This window comes from Nitratireductor indicus C115 (assembly GCF_000300515.1).
Classification (GTDB): Bacteria; Pseudomonadota; Alphaproteobacteria; order Rhizobiales; family Rhizobiaceae; genus Nitratireductor; species Nitratireductor indicus.
This window is the reverse complement of the sequence record NZ_AMSI01000008.1, coordinates 46,789-68,130: the sequence shown is the minus strand read 5'-3', so window position 1 is coordinate 68,130 and position 21,342 is coordinate 46,789. Positions and strand designations below refer to the sequence as shown.

General features: G+C 62.9%; 11 protein-coding genes. 3 read left to right on the top strand and 8 right to left on the bottom strand.

What is annotated here, in order from left to right:
- Positions 1–79: 79 nt before the first annotated feature.
- A complete protein-coding gene (locus NA8A_RS12750; RefSeq protein ID WP_009450719.1) occupies positions 80–1,600 on the bottom strand; it encodes a hypothetical protein in 1,521 nt (506 codons plus the stop codon).
- Positions 1,601–1,667: 67 nt separating this feature from the next.
- Positions 1,668–2,966 (bottom strand): adenylosuccinate synthase, encoded by a 1,299-nt coding sequence (locus tag NA8A_RS12745; RefSeq protein WP_009450718.1) that lies wholly within the window; start codon positions 2,964–2,966, stop codon positions 1,668–1,670.
- Positions 2,967–3,203: 237 nt separating this feature from the next.
- Between NA8A_RS12745 and NA8A_RS12740 the strand changes: the two genes are divergently transcribed.
- Positions 3,204–4,379 carry a phosphoserine transaminase gene (locus NA8A_RS12740; RefSeq protein WP_009450717.1) on the top strand — a complete coding sequence of 392 codons (1,176 nt, stop codon included), beginning with the start codon at positions 3,204–3,206 and terminating at the stop codon, positions 4,377–4,379.
- A gap of 120 nt (positions 4,380–4,499) precedes the next feature.
- Positions 4,500–6,095: a phosphoglycerate dehydrogenase gene (gene serA / locus NA8A_RS12735; RefSeq protein WP_009450716.1), complete on the top strand. Its 1,596-nt coding sequence runs from the start codon at positions 4,500–4,502 to the stop codon at positions 6,093–6,095.
- Positions 6,096–6,239: 144 nt separating this feature from the next.
- Here the strand turns inward: serA and NA8A_RS12730 are convergent, their stop codons facing one another.
- On the bottom strand, positions 6,240–7,163 hold the full coding sequence (locus tag NA8A_RS12730; RefSeq protein ID WP_009450715.1) for a DMT family transporter: 924 nt from the start codon (positions 7,161–7,163) through the stop codon (positions 6,240–6,242).
- Between the two features lie 441 nt (positions 7,164–7,604).
- On the opposite strand from NA8A_RS12730, the gene NA8A_RS12725 reads away from it, so the two are divergent.
- Positions 7,605–8,834 (top strand): sugar transferase, encoded by a 1,230-nt coding sequence (locus NA8A_RS12725; RefSeq protein ID WP_240532785.1) that lies wholly within the window; start codon positions 7,605–7,607, stop codon positions 8,832–8,834.
- Between the two features lie 26 nt (positions 8,835–8,860).
- On the opposite strand, the gene NA8A_RS24360 is transcribed toward NA8A_RS12725, so the two are convergent.
- From NA8A_RS24360 to NA8A_RS12700, 5 genes are all read right to left on the bottom strand, one after another.
- Positions 8,861–11,260, bottom strand: a complete 2,400-nt coding sequence (locus NA8A_RS24360; protein WP_009450713.1) for a vWA domain-containing protein — start codon at positions 11,258–11,260, stop codon at positions 8,861–8,863.
- On the bottom strand, positions 11,260–12,264 hold the full coding sequence (locus NA8A_RS12715) for a hypothetical protein (RefSeq protein WP_009450712.1): 1,005 nt from the start codon (positions 12,262–12,264) through the stop codon (positions 11,260–11,262). The genes NA8A_RS24360 and NA8A_RS12715 overlap by 1 nt, the downstream gene beginning before the upstream one ends.
- A gap of 171 nt (positions 12,265–12,435) precedes the next feature.
- Positions 12,436–13,410 (bottom strand): AraC family transcriptional regulator, encoded by a 975-nt coding sequence (locus NA8A_RS24355; protein ID WP_009450711.1) that lies wholly within the window; start codon positions 13,408–13,410, stop codon positions 12,436–12,438.
- 195 nt (positions 13,411–13,605) lie between these two features.
- Positions 13,606–15,687, bottom strand: coding sequence for a penicillin-binding protein 1C (gene pbpC / locus NA8A_RS12705; protein ID WP_009450710.1), 2,082 nt, complete (start codon positions 15,685–15,687; stop codon positions 13,606–13,608).
- A gap of 31 nt (positions 15,688–15,718) precedes the next feature.
- The gene (locus tag NA8A_RS12700) at positions 15,719–21,184 is read right to left on the bottom strand and encodes an alpha-2-macroglobulin family protein (protein WP_009450709.1); all 5,466 of its coding nucleotides are present in this window, start codon (positions 21,182–21,184) and stop codon (positions 15,719–15,721) included.
- Between the last annotated feature and the right edge of the window lie 158 nt (positions 21,185–21,342).

The window sequence follows — 21,342 nt, the reverse complement described above, 5'->3', positions numbered from 1 at the left end:
GACACTGGAGAAGGCGACGGGCAAACGTCGAGGCCCCTTCTCCCCGCATACAGGGAGAGGCTGAGAAGCAGGGCTGCCGTTATCCGCCGGCCGCCGCGTTCTGCCAGGCATTGAGCACGTCGGTGAATATCTTGTCGCCGGGAATGCCCTTTTCGATGGTGATAAGGGCTCGCCTTCCCGACTTGTAGACCACCGGGATATCGATCCAGCTCTGGCGCTGCATGAGCAGAAGATTGGCCTGCTCATCCGCCTTACTGTCGCTCAGTGCGACGAGGAAGAAACCGTCGGCAATCTTCGCCGGAATGCCAAGCAGCGGATTGCCCGTATCCTGTTCGGAACGCTTCATCGTCACGCGCAGCACATTCTCGATGCCGCCGCCCTCGAAACTCTCGGGCGTCAGGAAGATGATCTCCACGATATGGCTCGCCGGCAGAGACTGATCCGCATTGCGGCGGATGGTGAGCTTCATCTGAAGATTCTTGTCTGGCACGGTCGCCTCGGCGCGGATGACCGGCTCGGGCGGCAGATCGTTGCCCGGCGATTCCCGCACGACGGACCAGACCACCGAGCCGGGGTCGGCCGAGCCTTGCGAAGCGTTGGTGCGCTCTTCATAGAAGATCGCGCGCTGCCCCACCGGCACGGCCTGATCACCGCCCGCACTCGCCGCAGAAGACTGTACATTGCCGTTGGGCGCAGGGTTCGGCGCGGTCGCGGGATCGTTGCTCGACGGAGCGGTGGCCTGCGCCACAGAAGTTCCTTCGCCAAGGCCGGGTTCGCCACCCGCAGGTCCCTCATCCACCTCCTGCCCATCGGGCGTGAGGCGCTGCGTGAACTTGCGCGGGCGCTCCTGTGCGGGTGCAGCCGGTTGCGCGGCTCCGTTATTGTTCGCAGCCGCATCGCCGGATGGCGCACCACCCTGCTCCTGCCCGGTCGTTTCGGCTGGCTGCCCGGCCACTTCCGTACCGCCATTGCCCGGTGTGGAAGGCTGCATATTCACATAATACCAGCCACCCGCCGCGGCCGCAGCGGCAAGCAGCAAAACACCGGCCGCAATAGCCGGCACCTTGCTTGACGATTTCTTCTGGCGCGGGCGGATGGCGCGCGGCGGCGGCACTGCACCGCCATCGTTCCGCGCTTCGCGATCCTGGCCGCCGCCTGTCTGCGCATCGTCTCCAGAAGTATCCTGCTCTTCGTCAAAGGACGGCAGGTCTGCTTCCGGCTTGCTGGAGGATGGCTTGGCCGGCTCGGTCGCTTCAGGTTTTACCGGCGGCTTGGGAGGCGTTACCGGTGTCGGTGCGGGAGCAGCGGGCTCGGGTTTCTTGACCGGGTCCGAATGGAGTTCGGCAAAGATGCTGTCGAAATCGTCTTCGGGCGGCAGGCTTTTGATGATGGGAGCGAAATCCGCTTCCACGGAAGCGATCGCATCTTCCAGGCTTTTGCGCTGGCGGTCGAAGACGGCAGCGGAAGGCGGCGGATTGATCGCGGCGAGTTTCGCCTCGATCGTCGTCCGGGCCTTCTGATAGATCCTCTCGCGGGCTTCAGGCGTGTTGTCCCTGAGCCCGTCGATCGTCTTCCTCAGAACCGCAGAGAAATCCGCCATACTTTTACCTGTCCACCTTCTTACACCACAGCCGCCGGCGGGCGGCTGAAATAGTTAGCCCGCGAAACTAATCTTGAAACGGGTCCGTAACAAGTATCGCATCTTCGCGCTCAGGGCTGGTCGAAAGGATCGCCACAGGCGCCCCGATCAGCTCTTCGACATGACGCACATATTTAACCGCCTGCGCCGGCAGATCGGCCCAGCTGCGCGCGCCCTTGGTCGTTTCCTTCCAGCCTTCCAGCGTCTCGTAGACAGGCTCGAGCCGGGCCTGCGCGCCCTGGCTTGCGGGGAGGTAATCGATGATTTCGCCGTCGAGCTTGTAACCGGTGCAGATTTTGATCTCGTCGAGCCCATCCAGCACGTCGAGCTTGGTCAGCGCGATGCCGTTCATTCCATTCGCCACCACGGCCTGACGTACGAGAACGGCATCGAACCAGCCACAACGGCGCTTGCGGCCCGTCACGGTGCCGAATTCATGGCCGCGCGTGCCGAGGAACTCGCCGACCTCATTGTCCTGCTCGGTCGGGAACGGCCCCTCGCCGACACGTGTCGTATAGGCCTTGGTGATGCCGAGCACATAGTCGACGGAACCTGGCCCGAGACCAACGCCCGTGGCGGCCTGACCCGCAACGGTGTTGGAGGAGGTCACGAAGGGATAGGTGCCGTGATCGATATCGAGCATCGTGCCCTGAGCGCCCTCGAACAGGATGCGCTGGCCGGCACGGCGCGCGTCCTCGAGGATTTTCCAGACGCGATCAACATAGGGCAGGATCTTGTCGGCGACGGAGGTCAGCTCCGTCACGATGGCGTCCGGCGTCACTTCCGGATGGCCAAGGCCGCGACGCAGCGCATTGTGGTGGGTGAGGAGCCGGTCCACCTTCATTGGCAGCGTTTCGATATTCGCCAAATCCATGACCCTGATGGCGCGGCGGCCGACCTTGTCCTCATAGGCAGGTCCAATACCTCGCCGCGTCGTTCCGATTTTGGTGCCCGAGTTGGACGCCGCGTCTTCGCGGAACCCGTCAAGCTCCCTGTGCAGGGAGAGAATAAGCGCTGTGTTTTCGGCTATTTTCAGGCGGTCGGGCGTTACCGTCACGCCTTGCTGGGCCAGACGGTCGAGCTCTGCAACGAAGGCATGCGGGTCGAACACCACGCCATTGCCGATGACCGACAGCTTGCCGGGGCGCACGACGCCGGACGGCAGGAGCGACAGCTTGTAGCTGACACCGTCGATAACCAGCGTATGGCCGGCATTATGGCCCCCCTGGAAACGCGCCACCACATCGGCGCGTTCGGAAAGCCAATCGACGATCTTGCCCTTGCCTTCGTCGCCCCACTGCGAACCGACGACCACCACGTTAGCCATGAAAACTTCCTTCCCGGCGCGTCTCCGGCGAACCACCGCCAGACTGACTTATGAAAACAAAACGCCTCTATAGAGGTTCACGGGCGTCTAGGGAACCATGTGCAGCGCCGCACGCGCGGAAAACACGGTTCCGTACCCGTACAGAGCCTCTTGACGCGCGCCCCGCAAAAGCATAATGCCGTCCGTGGGCCACCTCTCCCCACCGAGAGGCGTGCTATCTGCAAGGATAGGAACATCATGAGCACACTACCTAAGCCGGCAAACCGCCCGGCCAATCCCCAATTCTCCTCTGGTCCCTGCACGAAGCGTCCTGGCTGGTCGCTCGATGCGCTTTCCGATGCCGCTCTCGGTCGTTCGCACCGGGCCGCCATCGGCAAGGAAAAGCTTGCGCGGGCCATCGACCTCACCCGCGAAGTACTGCAGGTGCCCGCCGATTACCGGATCGGCATCGTCCCCGCCTCCGACACCGGTGCCATGGAAATGGCAATGTGGTCGCTGCTTGGCGAACGCGGTGTCGACATGGTCGCCTGGGAATCCTTCGGCGCCGGTTGGGTCACCGACGTGGCAAAGCAGCTCAAGCTCGCCGATGTCCGCCGTTTCGAGGCCGGCTACGGTGAACTACCCGATCTGAGCGCAATCGATTTCGACCGCGACGTGGTCTTTACCTGGAACGGCACCACATCGGGCGTTCGCGTCCCCAATGGCGACTTCATCCCCGCCGACCGCAAGGGCCTGACCATCTGCGATGCCACATCGGCGGCCTTCGCCCAGCGCCTGGCCTTCGACAAGCTCGACGTCGTCACATTCTCCTGGCAGAAGGTTCTTGGCGGCGAAGGCGGCCACGGCATGATCATTCTTTCGCCGCGCGCGGTTGAGCGCCTCGAAAGCTATGCACCGGCCTGGCCGCTGCCGAAGATTTTCCGCATGACCAAGGGCGGCAAGCTCATTGAAGGCATCTTCAAGGGCGAGACGATCAACACCCCGTCCATGCTCTGCGTGGAAGACTATATCGACGCCCTGGAATGGGCCCAGTCGATTGGCGGTCTCGATGGTCTCGTTGCCCGCGCCGATGCCAATTTCGCTGCCATCGACGCGTTCGTCGAAAAGAGCGGCTGGCTTGCCAATCTGGCCAAAGCGCCCGAGACGCGCTCCAACACCTCCGTTTGCCTGTCCATCGTCGATCCGGAAGTGACCGCGCTCGATGCCGCCGGCCAGGCTGCCTTCGCCAAGGGCATGGTGTCCCTGCTCGGCAAGGAGGGTGTTGCCCAGGATATCGGCCACTACCGCGATGCGCCTCCCGGATTGCGCATCTGGGCTGGTGCCACTGTCGAGACTTCCGATCTGGAAGCTCTGATGCCGTGGCTCGATTGGGCTTTTGCAACCCAGAAGGCAGCGCTCAAGGCCGCAGCCTGAGCAATCATACCCGCATAGGCGCAAGCCCTGCTTCCTCTTCTTCTCTCCCGATGGGGCGAAGGATCAGACAGGAGGCAGGGCAAGCCGTCCCCAAGCATATTGCGATCGAAGGAAACCGCTATGCCTCGCGTACTCGTATCCGATAAACTTTCGCCGACCGCCGTCCAGATCTTCAAGGATCGCGGCGTCGAGGTCGACTACCTGCCGGACCTCGGCAAGGACAAGGAAAAGCTCCTTTCCGTCATCGGCCAGTATGACGGTCTCGCCATTCGCTCGGCCACCAAGGTCACCGAAAAGCTGATCGAGGCCGCCACCAATCTCAAGGTCATCGGCCGCGCCGGCATCGGCGTCGACAATGTCGACATTCCGGCTGCTTCGCGCCGCGGTATCATCGTGATGAACACGCCCTTCGGCAACTCCATCACCACCGCCGAGCATGCCATTGCCATGCTGTTTGCCGTCGCCCGCCAGATTCCCGAAGCCAACGCCTCGACCCATGCCGGAAAGTGGGAAAAGAACCGCTTCATGGGCGTAGAGATCACCGGCAAGACGCTTGGTGTCATCGGCTGCGGCAATATCGGCTCCGTGGTTGCCATGCGCGGCATCGGGCTGAAGATGCATGTGGTCGCCTTCGATCCCTTCCTGTCGGTCGAGCGCGCTGCGGAACTCGGCGTGGAAAAGGTCGAGCTGGACGAGCTCTTCGCCCGTGCGGACTTCATCACCCTGCACACACCGCTCAACGACAAGACACGCGGCATCGTCAACAAGGACGCCTTCGCCAAGATGAAGGACGGCGTGCGCATCATCAACTGCGCCCGTGGCGGCCTGGTGGTCGAGGCTGATCTGGTCGAGGCGCTCAAATCCGGCAAGGTTGCCGGCGCCGGCATCGACGTGTTCGAGGTGGAGCCTGCCACGGAGAACGCCCTGTTCGATATGCCGAATGTGGTCTGCACCCCGCATCTGGGCGCATCCACCACCGAAGCTCAGGAGAACGTGGCCCTGCAGGTCGCCGAGCAGATGTCCGATTACCTGGTCAAGGGCGCGGTCACCAACGCGATCAACATGCCCTCGATCTCGGCCGAGGAAGCGCCGCGCCTGAAGCCCTTCATCAAGCTTGCCGAAGTTCTCGGTGCGTTTGTGGGCCAGGTCACCGAGGAGCCCATCGAGGAAGTCGAGATTCTGTTCGACGGCTCCACCGCCGACATGAACCGCCGCGCGCTGACGAGCGCCGCCCTGGCCGGTCTCATCCGTCCGCAGGTGTCGGACGTCAACATGGTCTCGGCGCCGATCATGGTCAAGGAACGCGGCATCATCCTCTCGGAAGTCAAGCGCGACAAGTCCGGTGCTTTCGACGGCTACATCAAGCTGACGGTCAAGACCTCGGTGAAGACGCGCACCATCGCAGGCACCTGCTTCTCCGATGGCAAGCCGCGCTTCATCCAGATCAAGGGCATCAATCTCGACGCCGAGGTGGGCGAGCACATGCTCTACACCACCAATTACGACGTGCCGGGCATCATCGGCATTCTGGGCGGCATCTGCGCCAAGCACGAAGTCAACATCGCAAACTTCCAGCTCGGCCGTAACCGCCCCGGCGGCGACGCCATCGCGCTGCTCTATCTCGACGGTCCGTTCCCTGCGAAAGTGCTTGAAGAACTGCGCGCCAACAAGGCAATCCTTTCGGCCAAGCCACTGCAATTCGACGTTACCGTCTGACGTATTGTGCGAGAGCACGGAAAGACAGAGCGATCTTCGAACAAGAAAAGCCGGCGCAAGCGCCGGCTTTTTTATTTGTATCCCTTGTTTATCTGTATCTCTTGGCCGGGCGAAACCACCCCCCATCGCTTGAGTGACGTGCTGTCAGGGAGCCGGATTGGCCCCGCCACCGGCGGCAAGTGCTGCCTGCCTGCGACCGCTGTGCTCCGCGATCCAGATGCCGCCAAGAACCAGCAGAAGCGCCACCCCGTGGTAAAGATAGAATGCCTCGCCAAGGATGGCGATCGACAGAAGCGTACCGAAAATCGGCACAAGGTTGATGAACAACCCCGCGCGGTTCCCCCCGATCAGCTCATTGCCCCGGATATAGAGAATCTGCGCCAGGACCGAAGGAAACAGGGCCGCGTAGAACAGCACCATCAGCCCCTGCGTGTCGGGCGCGATGAAGCGACCCGTTCCCACTTCCCAGGCAAGAAGCGGTAATGACGCGAAAAAGGCCGCCAGCGACAATACGAACATCAGGCTGAGCCAGTGAATGTTCGGCTTGAGCCGCAGGCCCACTGTATAGCCGGCATAAAGCAGAACCGCGCCAAGCATCAGTGCATCGCCGAAATTCATGTCGAGTTCCAGAAGCCGCGCCGGCTCTCCATGGCTCGCAACCAGAACGACACCGAACAGGGAAAGCAGGAAGCCTACCATCTGGAGCCCCGTTACCTGCATGCGGAACAGGACAAAATTGGCGATGAAGATCACCATTGGAATGGCGCCCTGCTCGATCGCGATATTGATGGCGGAGGTGAACTGCGCGGCACTGTAGAAAACCGCATTGAAACCGGTGAAGCCAAACGCACCGAGCGCGGCGAGCAGCGGCAGATTGCGTTTGATCTCGGGCCAGTCACGCCGCAGATGCGGCAAGGCAAACGCGTAAAGGATCACCACGCCGATCACCCAGCGAAGAGTGGTCAGGATCATTGGTGAGGCATGCCCGACCGCAAGCCTTCCGGCGACGACGTTGCCGCCCCAGAACAGAGTTGTCAGGCAAAGGAGAACATAGGCGTTACGATGCATAAGACCCGCAAAAAAACCGGATTCGGAGTGAGCTCGATAGGACCTTTGGCACAAATCGTAAATGCCAGAGGTCAGAATTGATGCCAAATGAGTTGCACTTTTCATCAATATAAGGGCAACACTTTAGAACCGTTCCGAATCGCATCGGGGGGTTGGTGCGCAGGTTGGGGCCTTGCAATCCGTAAAACCGGTAAGCGGCGGACGGGGAATTAACGAAGATATGCGGATTGGGTTGTGATTTTATGAGAATACAACCTATAAGCATTCCCTGTAGGCAGCAAGTCTAGAGCCCCGATCGAATTGAAGCACGCCCCTGAAAAATCCAACATTCCTGAGACCGAAGGAGGCTCCAACAGGACGGCGCGGAAGAAGCGTGGGAATAAACCAGCCCAGCCGCAAACGCATCCCGACCTTGTGAACCTTCTTGGCCAGGGGGCTTCCGTGCGCCGCTACCGCTGGTTGCGCTACCTGAAGCCGATGCTGCCTGAAATCCTCGCTGCGGGCGCCTTGCAGTCGCTGATCTATACGGCCTTCATTCTCAACGCGGAGCGCAGTGACTGGGACAACCTCGCCATTGTCTGCACCGTTCTGGTGGCCTTGCCTTTCGCGATCGCCCTGGCATTGCTGGGGCTGAGGAGACAGGATTATCCCTTCACGACGGCTGTATTCGTCACGCTTGTCTTCTTCAATGCCGCAGTGGCCATGCTGTCGGGCGCGCGGATTCCGATAAGCTATTCGGCACTTCTCACCTGCTATCCGATCATCACGGTCGCGATGGTCTTCGCCAATCTGCGGCTGCGCCGATCGCTTCATGATTCCGTCGCGATTCTCGACTTTCCCGATGCCGAGCGCGCAAACGCGCTTCTGGGCGGCGTTGCGGTTCTGCGCGACAAGGATGCCGACATCACGCCCTATGACCGCATCCTGATCGACAGCGAGACCCACCACAATCCCGAATGGTCGGGCTTCCTCACCCGTGCCTACATGGTCGGTGCGAAGATCACGCCCTGGATCAGCTTCCTCGAGATGCGTCGCGGCCGCGTGGATGTCGATGCCTTCGACATCTCCCACCTGGCCTACAGCCCGAGCCAGATTTACTACTCCAAGGCCAAGCGGGTTTTCGACATTGTCGCCGTTCTTTTGACCGCACCGCTTACGGTGCCGCTCGGCATCCTGATCTGGCTCTACATCCGGGCCCTCGATGGCGGTCCCGCACTTTTTGTGCAGACACGCCGGGGCTATGCGGGACAGCCGTTCAACATGCTGAAATTCAGAACCATGCATCTGGGACGTCAGGGTGGCTCGACGCGCAAGAACGACGACCGCATCATTCGCGGCTGTGGTTTCCTGCGCCGTCTGAGGCTCGATGAACTGCCCCAGCTTCTGAACATCTGGCGCGGAGAAATGAGCCTTGTCGGTCCCCGGCCGGTGGCGGAATATGTGGCGCAGGCGAGCGAGGCGGCAGAGCCGAAATTCATCCATCGCTGGCTGGTCGTCCCCGGAATAACCGGATGGGCACAGGTCAATTCGGGCTACGCCGAAACCACCCAGCAGGAAATCGACAAGCTTTCCTATGACCTTTACTACATCAAGCATCTGTCCGTGGATCTCGACATCTTGATCATATTGTCGACCATCAGCACCGTCATCTTCGGCAAAGGCGCGCGCTGATTTGCCAGCGCGCGCCACCCGGCCCCTCAGCCCCCGCCGACGGGTTTGCGATAAAGCGTCTCCACAAGGGTGTTTTTCTCGCGCGGCGTGATCGTCTCTGAAAACTCGCACAGGCGACCGGCCCCGGTGGCGGCGCAATTGATGCCTGGATCGTTTCCGTCCTGATTCAGCGCCATGTATTTCTCGACGCCATCCCTCTTGTAGGAGAACCAGGTCGCCCGGCTTCTGCCGTCCACCGCAAGCGTCGAAACATCGACGGCCCAGCCTGGCGGCAATGTCCCTCCAAGCCCTGTCTCCGCTTCGAAGAACGGGCATTCCTGGCGCGTACCGCATTGCTGCAAGGTCTCCGGAGGAGCATCGCTTGGCGGAACCTGAACCACGCCCGGCCGGGTGCCGTCCCAGCTCAGCGTCGCGATGAGCAGCTCGAATGCAGTGGAGGCTTCCGGATTGGCGCTCTCGAACATGCACAATTCGCCCACATTGATCGGCTCACAGGGACCGTTCATGCGAAGCCATTGATGAGGATTGAGGACGATCGTATCCGGCACCTCCGCAGCACTGAAAAAGCTGATCGATGGGAACGGAAGCATCTCCCCCGCTTGCGCCTGCCCTGCCGTGCGCCCGCCGAAAACCGGAATATCCGTAAACCAGCCCGCCGGCAGCACGAAGCTCAGCCCGGTTTCGGCATCGCGGATCTGACAGGCCGTTCGCTTGTCGCAACGAAAGCCGACATCTTCCGCAGCAAGAAAATCGTCAGGACCATGGCCCATGCCATCGCCGCCGGCCTCAGCTTTCTGATGAGCGCCGCTCGTGGGACGCTCCCGCTCCTCCCGGTAGAGATCGCCCTCCCGCACCTCTATCGGAACCCGCGCCACGATCTCCGCGTCCCCGCCCGCAGCATCGTTGCGGATATAGACCAGCTCGTAGTGCCCTACCTCCGCCGGAGCCTTCAGCGCATTGCTGCCGTCAGGCCAATAGAGATCCTGCAAGGTGCGCGAATGATCATAGCTGACAGCCTGCCCGTCCCGATGCAGCTCGATCCGGTCGAGATAGTAATGCGCGCCCCGTGCCGACACCGGAATGGCCATCCCCGGGTTGATTGCTGCCGGCGCTTCGAGCGAGACCGCGGGTCGCGCCTCAACCTCAATGTCGAAACGCGCCTGCACATTGGCGATATCCGTTTCGCCGGAGCGCGCAAAGGCAAGCGTATAACGACCGGGGCCGCCGACGAGCTGCAATGCGGCGAGCTTGCGCCCCAGCGTTCCCTCCACATAGGTCCAGGTCAGGGCCTTGCCGAGGTCCTTTTGGCCCGGCTCAAGCTGATAGATCAGAAAGTCCGCCCCGCCCTTGGCCAGCCCCTCGCGCGTAACCTCATAGGGCAGCGCAATGCTCATATCCGCCGTATAGGGCCCCCGGTCCGAGAGCGAGATTTCGGGATATGCGCCAGTGAACGGCACATAGACCGTGCGGCTGTCGCTGGCTGCGACCGTCAGCTCGATTTCTCCCCGTCCGGCCTCGCCTGCCTCCGCCCTGATGAGCCACGGCCCCGCTTCAAGCTCCACGGGAAGAGCCGTGCGGCTGCCGTCGAAGACGAGCCGGCCGAGCTTGCGCTCCTCACCGCTAGCCAGGTTGCGCGCGTGCCACTCGACTGCATCGGGCCGTCCGGCGACATCCGCCTTGATCGCCAGGTTGAGCACCGCCTTGCCCGGCACGGGCGGCTGCCGTTCCACGCGCTCCGCCGTGCGCGTCAACGCTTCGGCGAGTTCGTCGCCCGATTGAGGCCGCAGAAGCAGGCCGCCGGTCTTCTCCGGCACACAAGAAAGGCTTTGCGCCTCCTGTTCCGTGAGGCCGAACCCCACCACATGCGCACGAATGCGGATCCCTTCGGCCATCAACTCTTCGGCGACGGCACAGGGATCGACACCGCAGGTTTCCAGACCGTCGGTGACGAGTACGATATCGGCAGATTCCGCCGTACGCGGTATCTGCCCTGCCGCCAGCCGCAGAGACTGGCCGAGCGGCGTCTTGCCCTTGGGACTGATGCCATTGAGACGCGTCGCCAGACCGCCGCCACGCTGAATTCCTGTCGGTGCGATAACCTCGATGTCCGAGCAATCGCCCTTGCGATTGTGCCCATAGGCGATGAAGCCAAGCGGCACCTGAGGATCGCGAAGCGCAAGAAAATCGCCGAGCACGTCCCGGGCAACCTCAATCTTGGTTTGCCCTCCCGCGATCTGCCCCCACATGGAACCCGAAGCGTCGAGCACGAGAACGGCGGCATGGTCGCTCTCCGCCGCACGTGCCGGATGTGCGGCGGAGAGCGCTGCGGCAAGTGCGAGCGGGGCAAGGCCCGCGACCGCCACACAGATCGGGTGTTCACGTCCTGAAGAGCCCCCGGCCTGTCGCTGCTTTAAGAAACAGCGCATCACAGAGCCCCTTCGTGGCCCGCAGCACCCGGGCCTTGTTGCCCTCCCGCGGGGCGACCGCCCATAGCGCCCACCGCCTTGTCCTTCAGTGCGCGGAATTTCCCGGACATCTGCTCCAGCTTCGCATCCCAGGCGGGATCGGGAACCTGGCCTTCCGTTACCTTGAAAAAGACCTGCATCATGCAGGTGATGGCGAAAGGCTCGATCAGCGCAGCCTTTACCGCCCAGGCAAACAGCAGCGCGAAGATCATGCCGCCGGCGCTCCATGCACCCGGCATCAGATAAACCACTGCTGCGGCGGGAGCGAGCATCACCAGAAAGACGAGGAAGGAAAGACCATAGACGATGACGGCAAGAAACGCGGCATTCTTGAGCATGGCCTTATGGTTCTGGCCATAAAGCACCAGCGCCTCGCGGGCCGAAGCCCATGCATTGTCGCTGCGGGTGCGGATGGCATGCGCAAGGATCACCTCATCGATGAAGCCGACCGCGACGTTGAGAAACGCACGCAGGATGCGCGCAATGTTGTCGAGGCCCGGAATGGGAAGGAAAGAAAGAATACCCTGCACCAGCCCGGTAATCGCCCGGATCACCCCCTTGACCAGCTGATCGACGGCAAACAGCACGCTGGCCTGCGCGAACCGCTCCTTTACCACCGAGGCACCATAGGCCATCTGGCCGCGTCCTTCGGGCAACGGGCGGCCATCCATCTTCTCCACGAGCACCGCGATGTGCGCCGCCTTGACAGTGTAGAGAATATATTCCCGCAGGAAGTAGAGAACGCCCGCTGTCAGCGAAAAACCGATCCCCCCGCCCCATATGGCATAGCCTGCCTGATCGTCAGGTCCGGCGAAGCCGCCAATGCCATAGCCGACCCCGGCGCCGACACCCGTCGCCAGCACATAGGCCACGGCGATACCGAAATAGACCATCGCGCGAAACAGCAGAAAGGGCGTCGTCGCCGCCATCAGGCGAAACGCGTTCGTGACGCTGAAATCCCACATCAAGGGGCTCCTCGTTCTTAATTACATGTCCCTTGCAGAGCGACGCCCGAATCGAAGCCGTCCGCACAATCCTATTGCGCTTTGCCCTGCCGTTCTTGGGCTGGACGGCACCCGATGCGGGGGCGACGGCACTGACCCGATTTTCCCGCGTCACTCATCCCGAATCCTGCGTCAGTTGCGGGAAAAGGCCACCGCCAGAGCTTCCGCACGGATATCGCTCGGTGTCCGGCCATAGGTCCTGCGAAAGCAATTGTTGAACCAGGACAGATCGCCGAAGCCCGCGCTCATGGCGATTTCGCTGACGGTCAAACCGCTACACGCCGGATCGGTCAGCATGCGATGAACAAGGCGCAGCCGGCGCACTGCCACATAATCGCGGAAAGTGGTTTCCTCACCTGCAAAGAGCGACCGGATATACCGTTGCGAAATGCCGTGGCGGGCAGCCATCCAGTCCACGGAAAGCTCCGTCGAGGTGAGATGCTGTTCGATATCGTCCCTGATGGCCTTGAGCCGCGCCGCGCGCACGCCGCGTCCGCGCGCAATCTCCATGCGCTCATTCGCAGCCCCCAGCGCCATGACAACAAGATCCTGCACGTGTGCAGCACATTGCAGCGCCTGGTCCGGCGGCAGGAGCCGCAATTCCGCATGCAGCGACTGGGCATATCTTAGAAAGAGCCGCCATTGCGGCGTCATCGCCGCCGTGTCGCGCATGACTGCATTGAGACCCCGTGCACTGGATTGCAGGCAACCGCGCGGGATCGACACATAGAACACTTCCGTCCGTCCCTCGCCGAACTCCGCGATGCCCGGCATCTCATTGGGATCGACATAGATCTGGCCGGGCCCGCACACCACATCCTGCCCGCCGCGCTGGTGCATGGAGAACGCGCCCTTCACCGGCACATGCAACATGATGTTGTCGCCGGTTTCGGCCGCCAGTGTCGGCGTGCGCACCACCGTGCAGGCGGAATGCATGGTCTGTCCGGTCATCAATGTGGGCAGAAGGCCGATCTCGGTATGCGACTGAAAAGTTTCGGGGTCGGCCGGCGTGATGTCGAGCTTACACATGGAGGAAACAGCGTCCTGAAAGGCCGCCACCCTGTGTCCCGGCTCGAAATCCGATGCCCGCAGGCTGAGTGTGTTCATCTTGAGCCGAGCACTTTTCCCGTTCCCCCCAGAGCATTTTGCATGCCTGGCAGTCTCCCTTGACGTCCAAATGAATGCGGCAAGCAAGAAGCCAAAGCGCCCTCGGCACCCCTCTCCGGGCACATGCGCGCTCAAGAATTGTAACGGATTTTCTGGCCTGGCGAAATCACCCCTTACCCAACGTAAACAGGCAAACTATTCCAAAAAAACCTGAACAGTCGCCGAGCGACCGGCCGCGTCGATGACGGTAAGCGTGGAGGCTCCACCACCGTCCGGCACCCAAGAGGCGGTGCGCCGGCGGAATGTATCAGGCAGCGGCGCGCCATTGGCGAGCCAGCGGAAAGGTGCCCGCCCGCCATTGATCTTGAGTGCCAGCGGCATGCTGTCCACGCCACCCGACCGCAAGCCGAGATCGATGCGCGCGCCCTGAGGTGGAAACACGATCTCAGGCGCAGGCTCGGTCGGTGCGCCGGCCATATGGCCAGGCGACCCGAGCGAAAAACGGCGCATGGGAAACGGCAATTCGCTTGCTGCAAGCCGCACCGCACCAGCCGGCGCAGAAGGCAACGGGGTCAGCCCCGCACCCGACCTTGCAAACCCTTCGAACAGAATGGGTGCTGCCGCCATATAGCCGGTCAGCCCCGGCACCGAACCTCCATCGGGACGGCCCACCCATACGCCCAGCACATGACGCCCGTCATAACCGACGGCCCAGGCATCGCGATATCCATAGGATGTGCCGGTCTTGTAGGCGATGCCGAGCCGCGGCGCACCTTCCGGCGGGGTGACACCCGACAGAATATCGGCAACCTGCCACGTGGCTTGCGGTGTCAGGATCGTCGGCGGATTGGGCAGCGCTTCGCTTGCCGCAAGGTAACGCAAGGGGCGGACCCGCCCGCGATTGGCAAGCCCTCCGTAAAGCTGCACAAGCCCCTCAAGCGTCATGCCCGCGCCGCCCAGCCCGATAGCGAGACCCGGCGTTTCGCCGGGAGGAAGGATCGGTTCCGCTCCCGCCTGACGCATCCGGGAAACGAGCCGCACCGGCCCCACGGCATCGAGCAGCCGGATCGCCGGCACGTTGAGCGACATCTGCAGCGCCGTGCGCACACTGACATCGCCCTGATAGGCAAGGTCGAAATTGCGTGGCCGGTATCCGGAAAAATTGCCCGGCCGATCCTCGATCATGGTTTCCTGCATCGCCAGGCCTTCCTCGAAGGCGAGGCCATAGATGAAGGGCTTCAGCGTCGAGCCGGGCGAGCGCTGCGCCACGCTCATATCGATCCAGCCGGCGCGGCGAGCATCGAAATAACCGGCCGACCCGACCCGTGCCAGGACTTCTCCCGTAGCGGCATCGGAAAGGATCATCGCCACCGAGATACGGGGGCCGATGCGGCGCGCGGCATCGGCTGCGACGGCTTCGAGATTGGCCTGTGCGGACCGGCGGATGAAAAGCTCGTGGCGGGTTTTATCCGGTTCGGCCTTCAAGGCGGCATCGGCGAGATGGGCAGCGAAGGCGGGCATCTGCAAACGCCTTGCCATGACCTTCGTTTCAGAGGCTCGCTCCACCTCGCTCTCGATGATGACGCCGGCGCTCGCCATGCGCGACAGCACCCGGTCTCGCGCAGCTTTTGCGATCTTGGGATGCCGGTCGGGCCGACGTGCCTCCGGCGATTGCGGCAGAGCGACGAGAAGCGCGGCCTCCGCGAGCCCCAGCTTGTGCGGCTCCTTGCCGAACCAGGCGAGGCTGGCCGCGCGAATGCCTTCCAGATTGCCGCCATAGGGCGCCAGCGTGAGATAGCGCTCAAGGATTTCGCGCTTCGACAATCGCCTTTCGATCTGCAGGGCCCGCGCCATCTGCCGCAGCTTTGCGCCAAAGCTGCGCTCCTCGCGCGGTTCGATCAGCCGGGCAAGCTGCATCGAAAGCGTCGAGGCGCCCGACACGATATGCCCGCTTGTCGCAAGCTGGAACGCCGCCCGGGCGATGGCGCGAAGATCGACGCCTGAATGACTCCAGAACCGTTTGTCCTCATAGGCGACGAGCATGGCCAGGAACTGCGGATCGAGCGTGTCGATGCGGGCTTGCAGCCGCCAGCGCCCATCGGGCGCCGCATAGGCCCGCAACAGCGCGCCGTCACGGTCGATGACTTCCTGCGACAGCGAGAGCTTGGCCAGCGGCGGTGGATACGCCTTGTCGAGACGGTCGAGCGCCACGCCGGCCGCGATCCCCATCGCGACCAGCGCACATCCGCAAACGAGAACCGTGCGAAGCCGTTTCATGTCCTGATTCCGCTCTACGTCAAAGCGAGCCTCACTGTTGCCCCAGCACCTCCATGAAGCCGGTCGCCGTCCGTGCGTTGAGCTGCGGGCGGTACATATCCTCGACGCTCGCTGCAGGATGCGTGTAGACGCCGGGTGTCACCGCCCGCACCACATAGGCAAGCCGGAAGCTACGGTCGCTGCCGGAGCTGCGGTCGAAGGCCGCGATGAAACGGTCGTCCCGGAATTCGGTGTGCACGGCGCTGGTCTCTCCAAGCCAGTCGAAATTCGAGATATCCGCACTGTTGACCAGACGCGGATTGTCGATTTCGAAACCGGCAGGCAAAAGATCGGAAACCAGAACGCGCGAGGGCCATTTGTTGCTCTCGGTCACGTTCAGCACCACCACATAGCGCTCGTTCTGGCGCGCCTCGGAGACATTCGCCTCCTCCCCGTCCAGCGTGTAATAGGTGCGTTCGATGGTGAAGCCCTCGCCGCCTGCGGGAAGCGGCTGTTGCGGCGCAGCGATGGTGGTGATGACCGCATCCACCGGTTCCGCTCCCGCATTGGCCACCGTCAGCGGCATGTCGAGAAGATCAGCCCCTGGGATGCGCCGCGAGAAGGCGCCAGCATGTGCCGCACCGTCCACCGTCAGGCGCAGCTCCTGGCTCGTTTGGCTGAGCGCGCGGGCGGCGAGAAGCATCCAGGCTTCGTCCTGCGTGCTCATATAGCGTGTCGACCCGCGAATGGAGGCGACAAGCTGCGTCATCTGCGGCACGAGCGCCGGCTCGGGCCGGCTCTCGGCGGCGAGAGCCAGCATCGCCGCGCCGTCCCTGAGCCGGGACCCGTAGTCGCTGCGCGCCGTGTAGCCATCCTTCATGCCCTGCGCCAGCCGGAAGGCCGAGCTGAAGCCCGTCTCCGCGCGCTGTGCGTCGCCATAGAGGGCAAGCCCCGCCGCGATCTGAGCCCGCGAGATCGGCGTCGTGAATTCATTGATCCGCGTATCGAGATAATAGCGCAGGTCGCCTGCCGAAGCCTTGCGATTGCGGGCCATGACATAGAGCGCATAGGCGATCTCGCCGCCGCGCGATTGAACGTCCGTGTCATAGGCGAGCGAGTTCTGCAGGTTTGAAAGAGCCTGATCCATGGCAAGTTCAGGCACGACAAATCCCTGCTCCCGGGCCCGTGTCAGGAAATCGGTCACATAGGCATCCAGCCAGAGATCGCCCGACCCCGGCCCCCAGAGGCCGAAGCTGCCGGAAGCGGACTGGTAGGACAGCACCCGTTTGATCGCATCCTCGATACGACCTTTGATCTCGGGATCCTCGTCCATTCCTGCGGCTTTGGACAATTCGCTCACATAAAGAAGCGGCAGCGCGCGGCTCGTGGTCTGCTCGGCACAGCCATAAGGGTAGCGATCGAGCGACATGAGCAGGGCGGGAATATCGAAACCGTCGTTCCGCGACACGTTGAGCGTCACCGAAGCCCCGTCGATGAAACTGTCGGCCAAAAGCTCCCGGTCCACCCTGATGCTGCCCCCATTGGGCGCAAGCGAAACCGTCCGCCGTTCGGCAACCGGCATGACGCCCGGCCGCACCGGCAGACTGACCGACTTGTCGACCGTCAGCCCGTCCGCATGCGTAAGCGCGACGGAAACCGCGCCCGCGCCCGCATTCTTTGCCGAGACGGGAATGGCGAGATTGGCCTTGCCGCCCGCAGCAAGCGTCAGCGTGGCCGGAACGGACCGCAGGTCGGCACTGAGCTCGCCCTCAGAAGAGACGGTCAGCGTATAATCGCCGGCCGGCCCGTCCGTATTGGCAACCTCGAGCAGGACGCGCGTTTCGTCGCCCGGCGCCATGAAACGCGGCTGGCTCATCGTCAGCACCACCGGGTCGCGGATGATGACATCCTTCGATGCGCTGCCGACGCCCTTCTTCGACCAGGCGACGGCCATGATGCGCGCCGTGCCGTTGAACTGCGGAATGTCGAACGCAACGTCGGCCTTGCCCTCTGCATCGAGCCGGACGACGCCCGAGAAGAAGGCGATCAGCTTTTCAGTGGGCGGGCTGCCGGACGGCGTCATGCCGCCGCCATCGCCACCCGTGCGCAGCCGGCCTGTCGCGCCGAGCGATCCGTCTATCAGCCGCCCATAAATGTCCCGCATCTCGATACCGAGCATGCGCTGGCCGAAATACCATCCCGCCGGATCCGGCGCCTGGTAGCGCGTAAGGTTCAGAATGCCCACATCGACGGCCGCGACCGTTACATAGGCTTCCTCCCCCGCGGCACCCGCGACCGAAACCGGGATCACCAGCGTCTCATTGGGCCGCACCTTGTCTTCCACGCCGAGCTCCACGGCGAGATTGCGAGCGGCGGGGTCCACTTTCAGCCAGCGCAGCCCGATCGACCGCATGGGCAGGCGGTTCTCCGCAGCCTCGCCGGGACGGAACAATGTGGCCGTGACATAGGTCCCCGCACCCATCGCCTCCGTCACCGGTATGTCAACCGTCGCACCGCCCTCCGGCACATGCGCGGTGAACGTCTCGATCAGGCTCTCGGTACCGACGGTAACGAGCACCTCGCCCGCAAAACGTGGCGAGATTTTCAGTTCCGCCGTGTCGCCGACTGCATAGCTCTCCTTGTCGAGCGCCACTTCCAGCCCGTCCGGCGTCTCGGTGGAACCCGCCGCCACATACCAGCCGGAGCTGAATTCGACGCTCGTCACCGGACCGTCGGGATCGGGGCTCTCGACCTCCAGACGATAGCGGCCCCAGTCGACGGAAACGCCGATCTGCGGTTCGCTGCCTTCTGCCGCATCCACCGTGCCCTCGCGCACGAGGCTTGTGGAGGTGATCGGTTCGTAGTTCCAGGAGCCGTCATTGCGATACCACTGGTAGCGCCGCTCCACCCTGAGCAGCGACCATTTCACGCCCGGCATGACGATGCGCTCGCCGTCCGGATCGACGGCGATCACCCGGAAATTCGCCGTACCGCCCTCAGGCACCTGTCCGCCTGAAAATTCCGGTCTCACGCCGATCATGTCGGTCTGCGCGGCGATCCCGATATCGAGCGAACGCTCCACGGCGCGCCCACCCGCCTCACGCATGCGCACGGTCAGTTCCGCGGCAAGAAGCTGCGTGGTCGACGGCGCAGCATCGATGCCTACAGGGAACACGGCCTTACCTTCGATATCCGTGTCCGGCAGGCCCGCAAGCGGCGTGCGGCTTGCTTCCACGTCCTCTTCATCCTCGAGACCGAACACATAGCCGGGGAAGGCTTCCCATTCGCGCGTAGCAAAGACGCTGAGTTCGCCCTCAAGGCCAAGCCCCGCCGCCGGGGCGCCATAGAGATAGCGGCCATCGACTGTCACCTGGGTCTCTCCGCCGACCGGCACTTCCTCATCAGCCGCCGTCAGATCAAACTCCGTCCTGTCCGGGACGAAATCCTCCACCAGGAACATCTTTTCCGCTATGGCCGGCTGCTTCGGATCGGAGTGGACCGCCATGCGCCATGTGCCGCGCATGGCCGTGGTCGGCAGGGCAAGATCGATGGCATGTCCGCCCAGCTCCGCTCCCTTGGAGACCATACGCCCCGATTCCACGCCATCTGGCCGGTAGAAGATGAAGGTCAGCGGCAGGTCGTCCACGGCTTCCGAGGCAGGGTTGCGCAGAAGCACAGCCGCATGCACCGTTTCGCCGGCGCGATAGATGCCGCGTTCGGTCCACGCGAAGGCATCGAGCGGCCCCGGCGAAGCGCGACCGGTGACACCCCGGTCCGAAAGGTCGAAACCGGCCCGCGTCATGTCGAGGAACACGAAATCCTGCTCCCCGCTTTCGGCGAGAATCGCGGCAGGCGCGAGCCCCGCCGTCGCGCGGGAAAGCCCCGGCGCGAAAACCGCGCGGCCATCCGCATCGGTTTCCGCCTCGCCCAGCACTTCATTGTTGCGCGCCAGAAGCTGGAGCTTCACGCCCTTGGCAGGCGCAGCACTCGAAAGCATACGCGCGAAAACCGTAAGCCCGTCATCGCCGGTGAAGGTGGACAGGCCGATATCGGAAACGAGGAACCACTGCGTCGCCTGCGCATCCCAGCTCTTGCTGGTATCGCCATCGGGAACCGCGCTCAGCATATAGATGCCCGGTTCGCGTTTCGGCAAAGCCTCGTCCACCGGAATGCTGGTGACCACGTCCTTGTTCAGTTCGGAGGCGATTTCCACCTCGCCCTTCCAGACCGGTTCGCCCATCGAGCCGATGACTTCATCCGCCTCGTATTCATTGAGCTGGCGCAGGAACTTCTCTTCCGTCAGGAGCCGAGTCAGCGCCCGATCCCCCACCCGGTAAAGGGCAAGCTTGGCGCTCTTCGTGTTGACGGAGACGAACGGAATGCCCTGGCGCGCTGTGGAAGGCAGCACGAAATTATCGCCCGTAAACCGCAGCGAGGGCGCACGGTCGCGGATATAGATTTCCAGCGCCGAGGGTTGGGCAATCACCTCGCCAATTGCCGAAGGCAACCCCTGACGCACGACCACGCGGTATTGCCCGCCATGCTTGAGTCCGCTCACACACAGTTCGCGCTCGGAACGGTCGATGGCGACATTCCGCTCGTTTTCCACCGTCATGTATTGGGCATAATCGACCCCGCTCTTCACGAGGTCCTCGGAGAACTGAACACAAATGCGGGGCGAGGCGCTGTCGGAATCGACCGTGTGATCGAGAATACGGAATCCCTTGCGGCTCTTGAGGTCCGCATAGAGCGCCGGCACCTCCGGCACGCCGCGCAGGGCAAGGCTTGCCTCATAGGCGCTGATTGCCGGGCGGAACATGTTTCGTTTTTCAAGGGCGGCGGCAAGCGCCGCCAGGGCTTCCGCGCGATCGTCGGTGCTGCGCGAAAGCGTGTAGGCGGTAATCGCCGCTCCCGTACCCGTGCGCTGCAGGGCATAGGAGGTGACGTTCGGAATAGGGTCGGCAGCAATGGCTGCGCGGGCAAGCCCGCTCCACAATTGGGCATCCTGCGGTTCGATGGCAATGGCGGCGCGATAGGCGCGCATCGCCGAATGCGGATCGCCCGAGGCAAGCCGTTCGCCGGCAGACGAGACCAGCGAGACGAAACCCTCCTCGCCAGCGCTTGCTCCCTTCAGCGTATCCGCCTTGAACTGCTGTGCTTCCTGGATCACGTAGTCCGCAACGAAGCGCAGAGGCGGCGGTGCGCCGATATCGGCTGCCGCACCGTTGACGACCACCTTTCCAGCCACCGCGCCATCGAACGTATTCAGCCGATTGAAGTCGGACTTGAGGAAGCACCATTCGGCGCGCGTATTGTAGGTAAATGCGCGGCATTGCGCGTCGCCAAGGCACACATTCTTGCACTGCTCGAGCGAAACATTCTGCTCGGTGCGCAGGTCGAAACCGAAATAATCCCCGTTCTGGGTGGTAACGATCCGTCGCGCATCCTGTGCGCCGGCGCTTACGACAAGCGCGAAAAACGCGAACAGAAAGAGCGAGATTTGGCGTGCCGTACGCATAGCGTTCCTCCAGGGCTGCCCGTTCGCCCCCTGACCCGCAACAGACAGGCGGCATTGCCTGCCATGGCGGATCAGTAACGGGGTCAAAAAAGTAGAGAGCGGGTCATGAGTTCGATCAGAACGGGAAACCGCTCGCGAATATTCGGTCAGCTTTGCCT

Coding starts and splice junctions, on each gene's coding strand:
- NA8A_RS12750 (WP_009450719.1), bottom strand. CDS start 1,600: ATGGCGGATTTCTCTGCGGTTCTGAGGAAGACGATCGACGGGCTCAGG.
- NA8A_RS12745 (WP_009450718.1), bottom strand. CDS start 2,966: ATGGCTAACGTGGTGGTCGTCGGTTCGCAGTGGGGCGACGAAGGCAAG.
- NA8A_RS12740 (WP_009450717.1), top strand. CDS start 3,204: ATGAGCACACTACCTAAGCCGGCAAACCGCCCGGCCAATCCCCAATTC.
- serA (WP_009450716.1), top strand. CDS start 4,500: ATGCCTCGCGTACTCGTATCCGATAAACTTTCGCCGACCGCCGTCCAG.
- NA8A_RS12730 (WP_009450715.1), bottom strand. CDS start 7,163: ATGCATCGTAACGCCTATGTTCTCCTTTGCCTGACAACTCTGTTCTGG.
- NA8A_RS24360 (WP_009450713.1), bottom strand. CDS start 11,260: ATGCGCTGTTTCTTAAAGCAGCGACAGGCCGGGGGCTCTTCAGGACGT.
- NA8A_RS12715 (WP_009450712.1), bottom strand. CDS start 12,264: ATGTGGGATTTCAGCGTCACGAACGCGTTTCGCCTGATGGCGGCGACG.
- NA8A_RS24355 (WP_009450711.1), bottom strand. CDS start 13,410: ATGAACACACTCAGCCTGCGGGCATCGGATTTCGAGCCGGGACACAGG.
- pbpC (WP_009450710.1), bottom strand. CDS start 15,687: ATGAAACGGCTTCGCACGGTTCTCGTTTGCGGATGTGCGCTGGTCGCG.
- NA8A_RS12700 (WP_009450709.1), bottom strand. CDS start 21,184: ATGCGTACGGCACGCCAAATCTCGCTCTTTCTGTTCGCGTTTTTCGCG.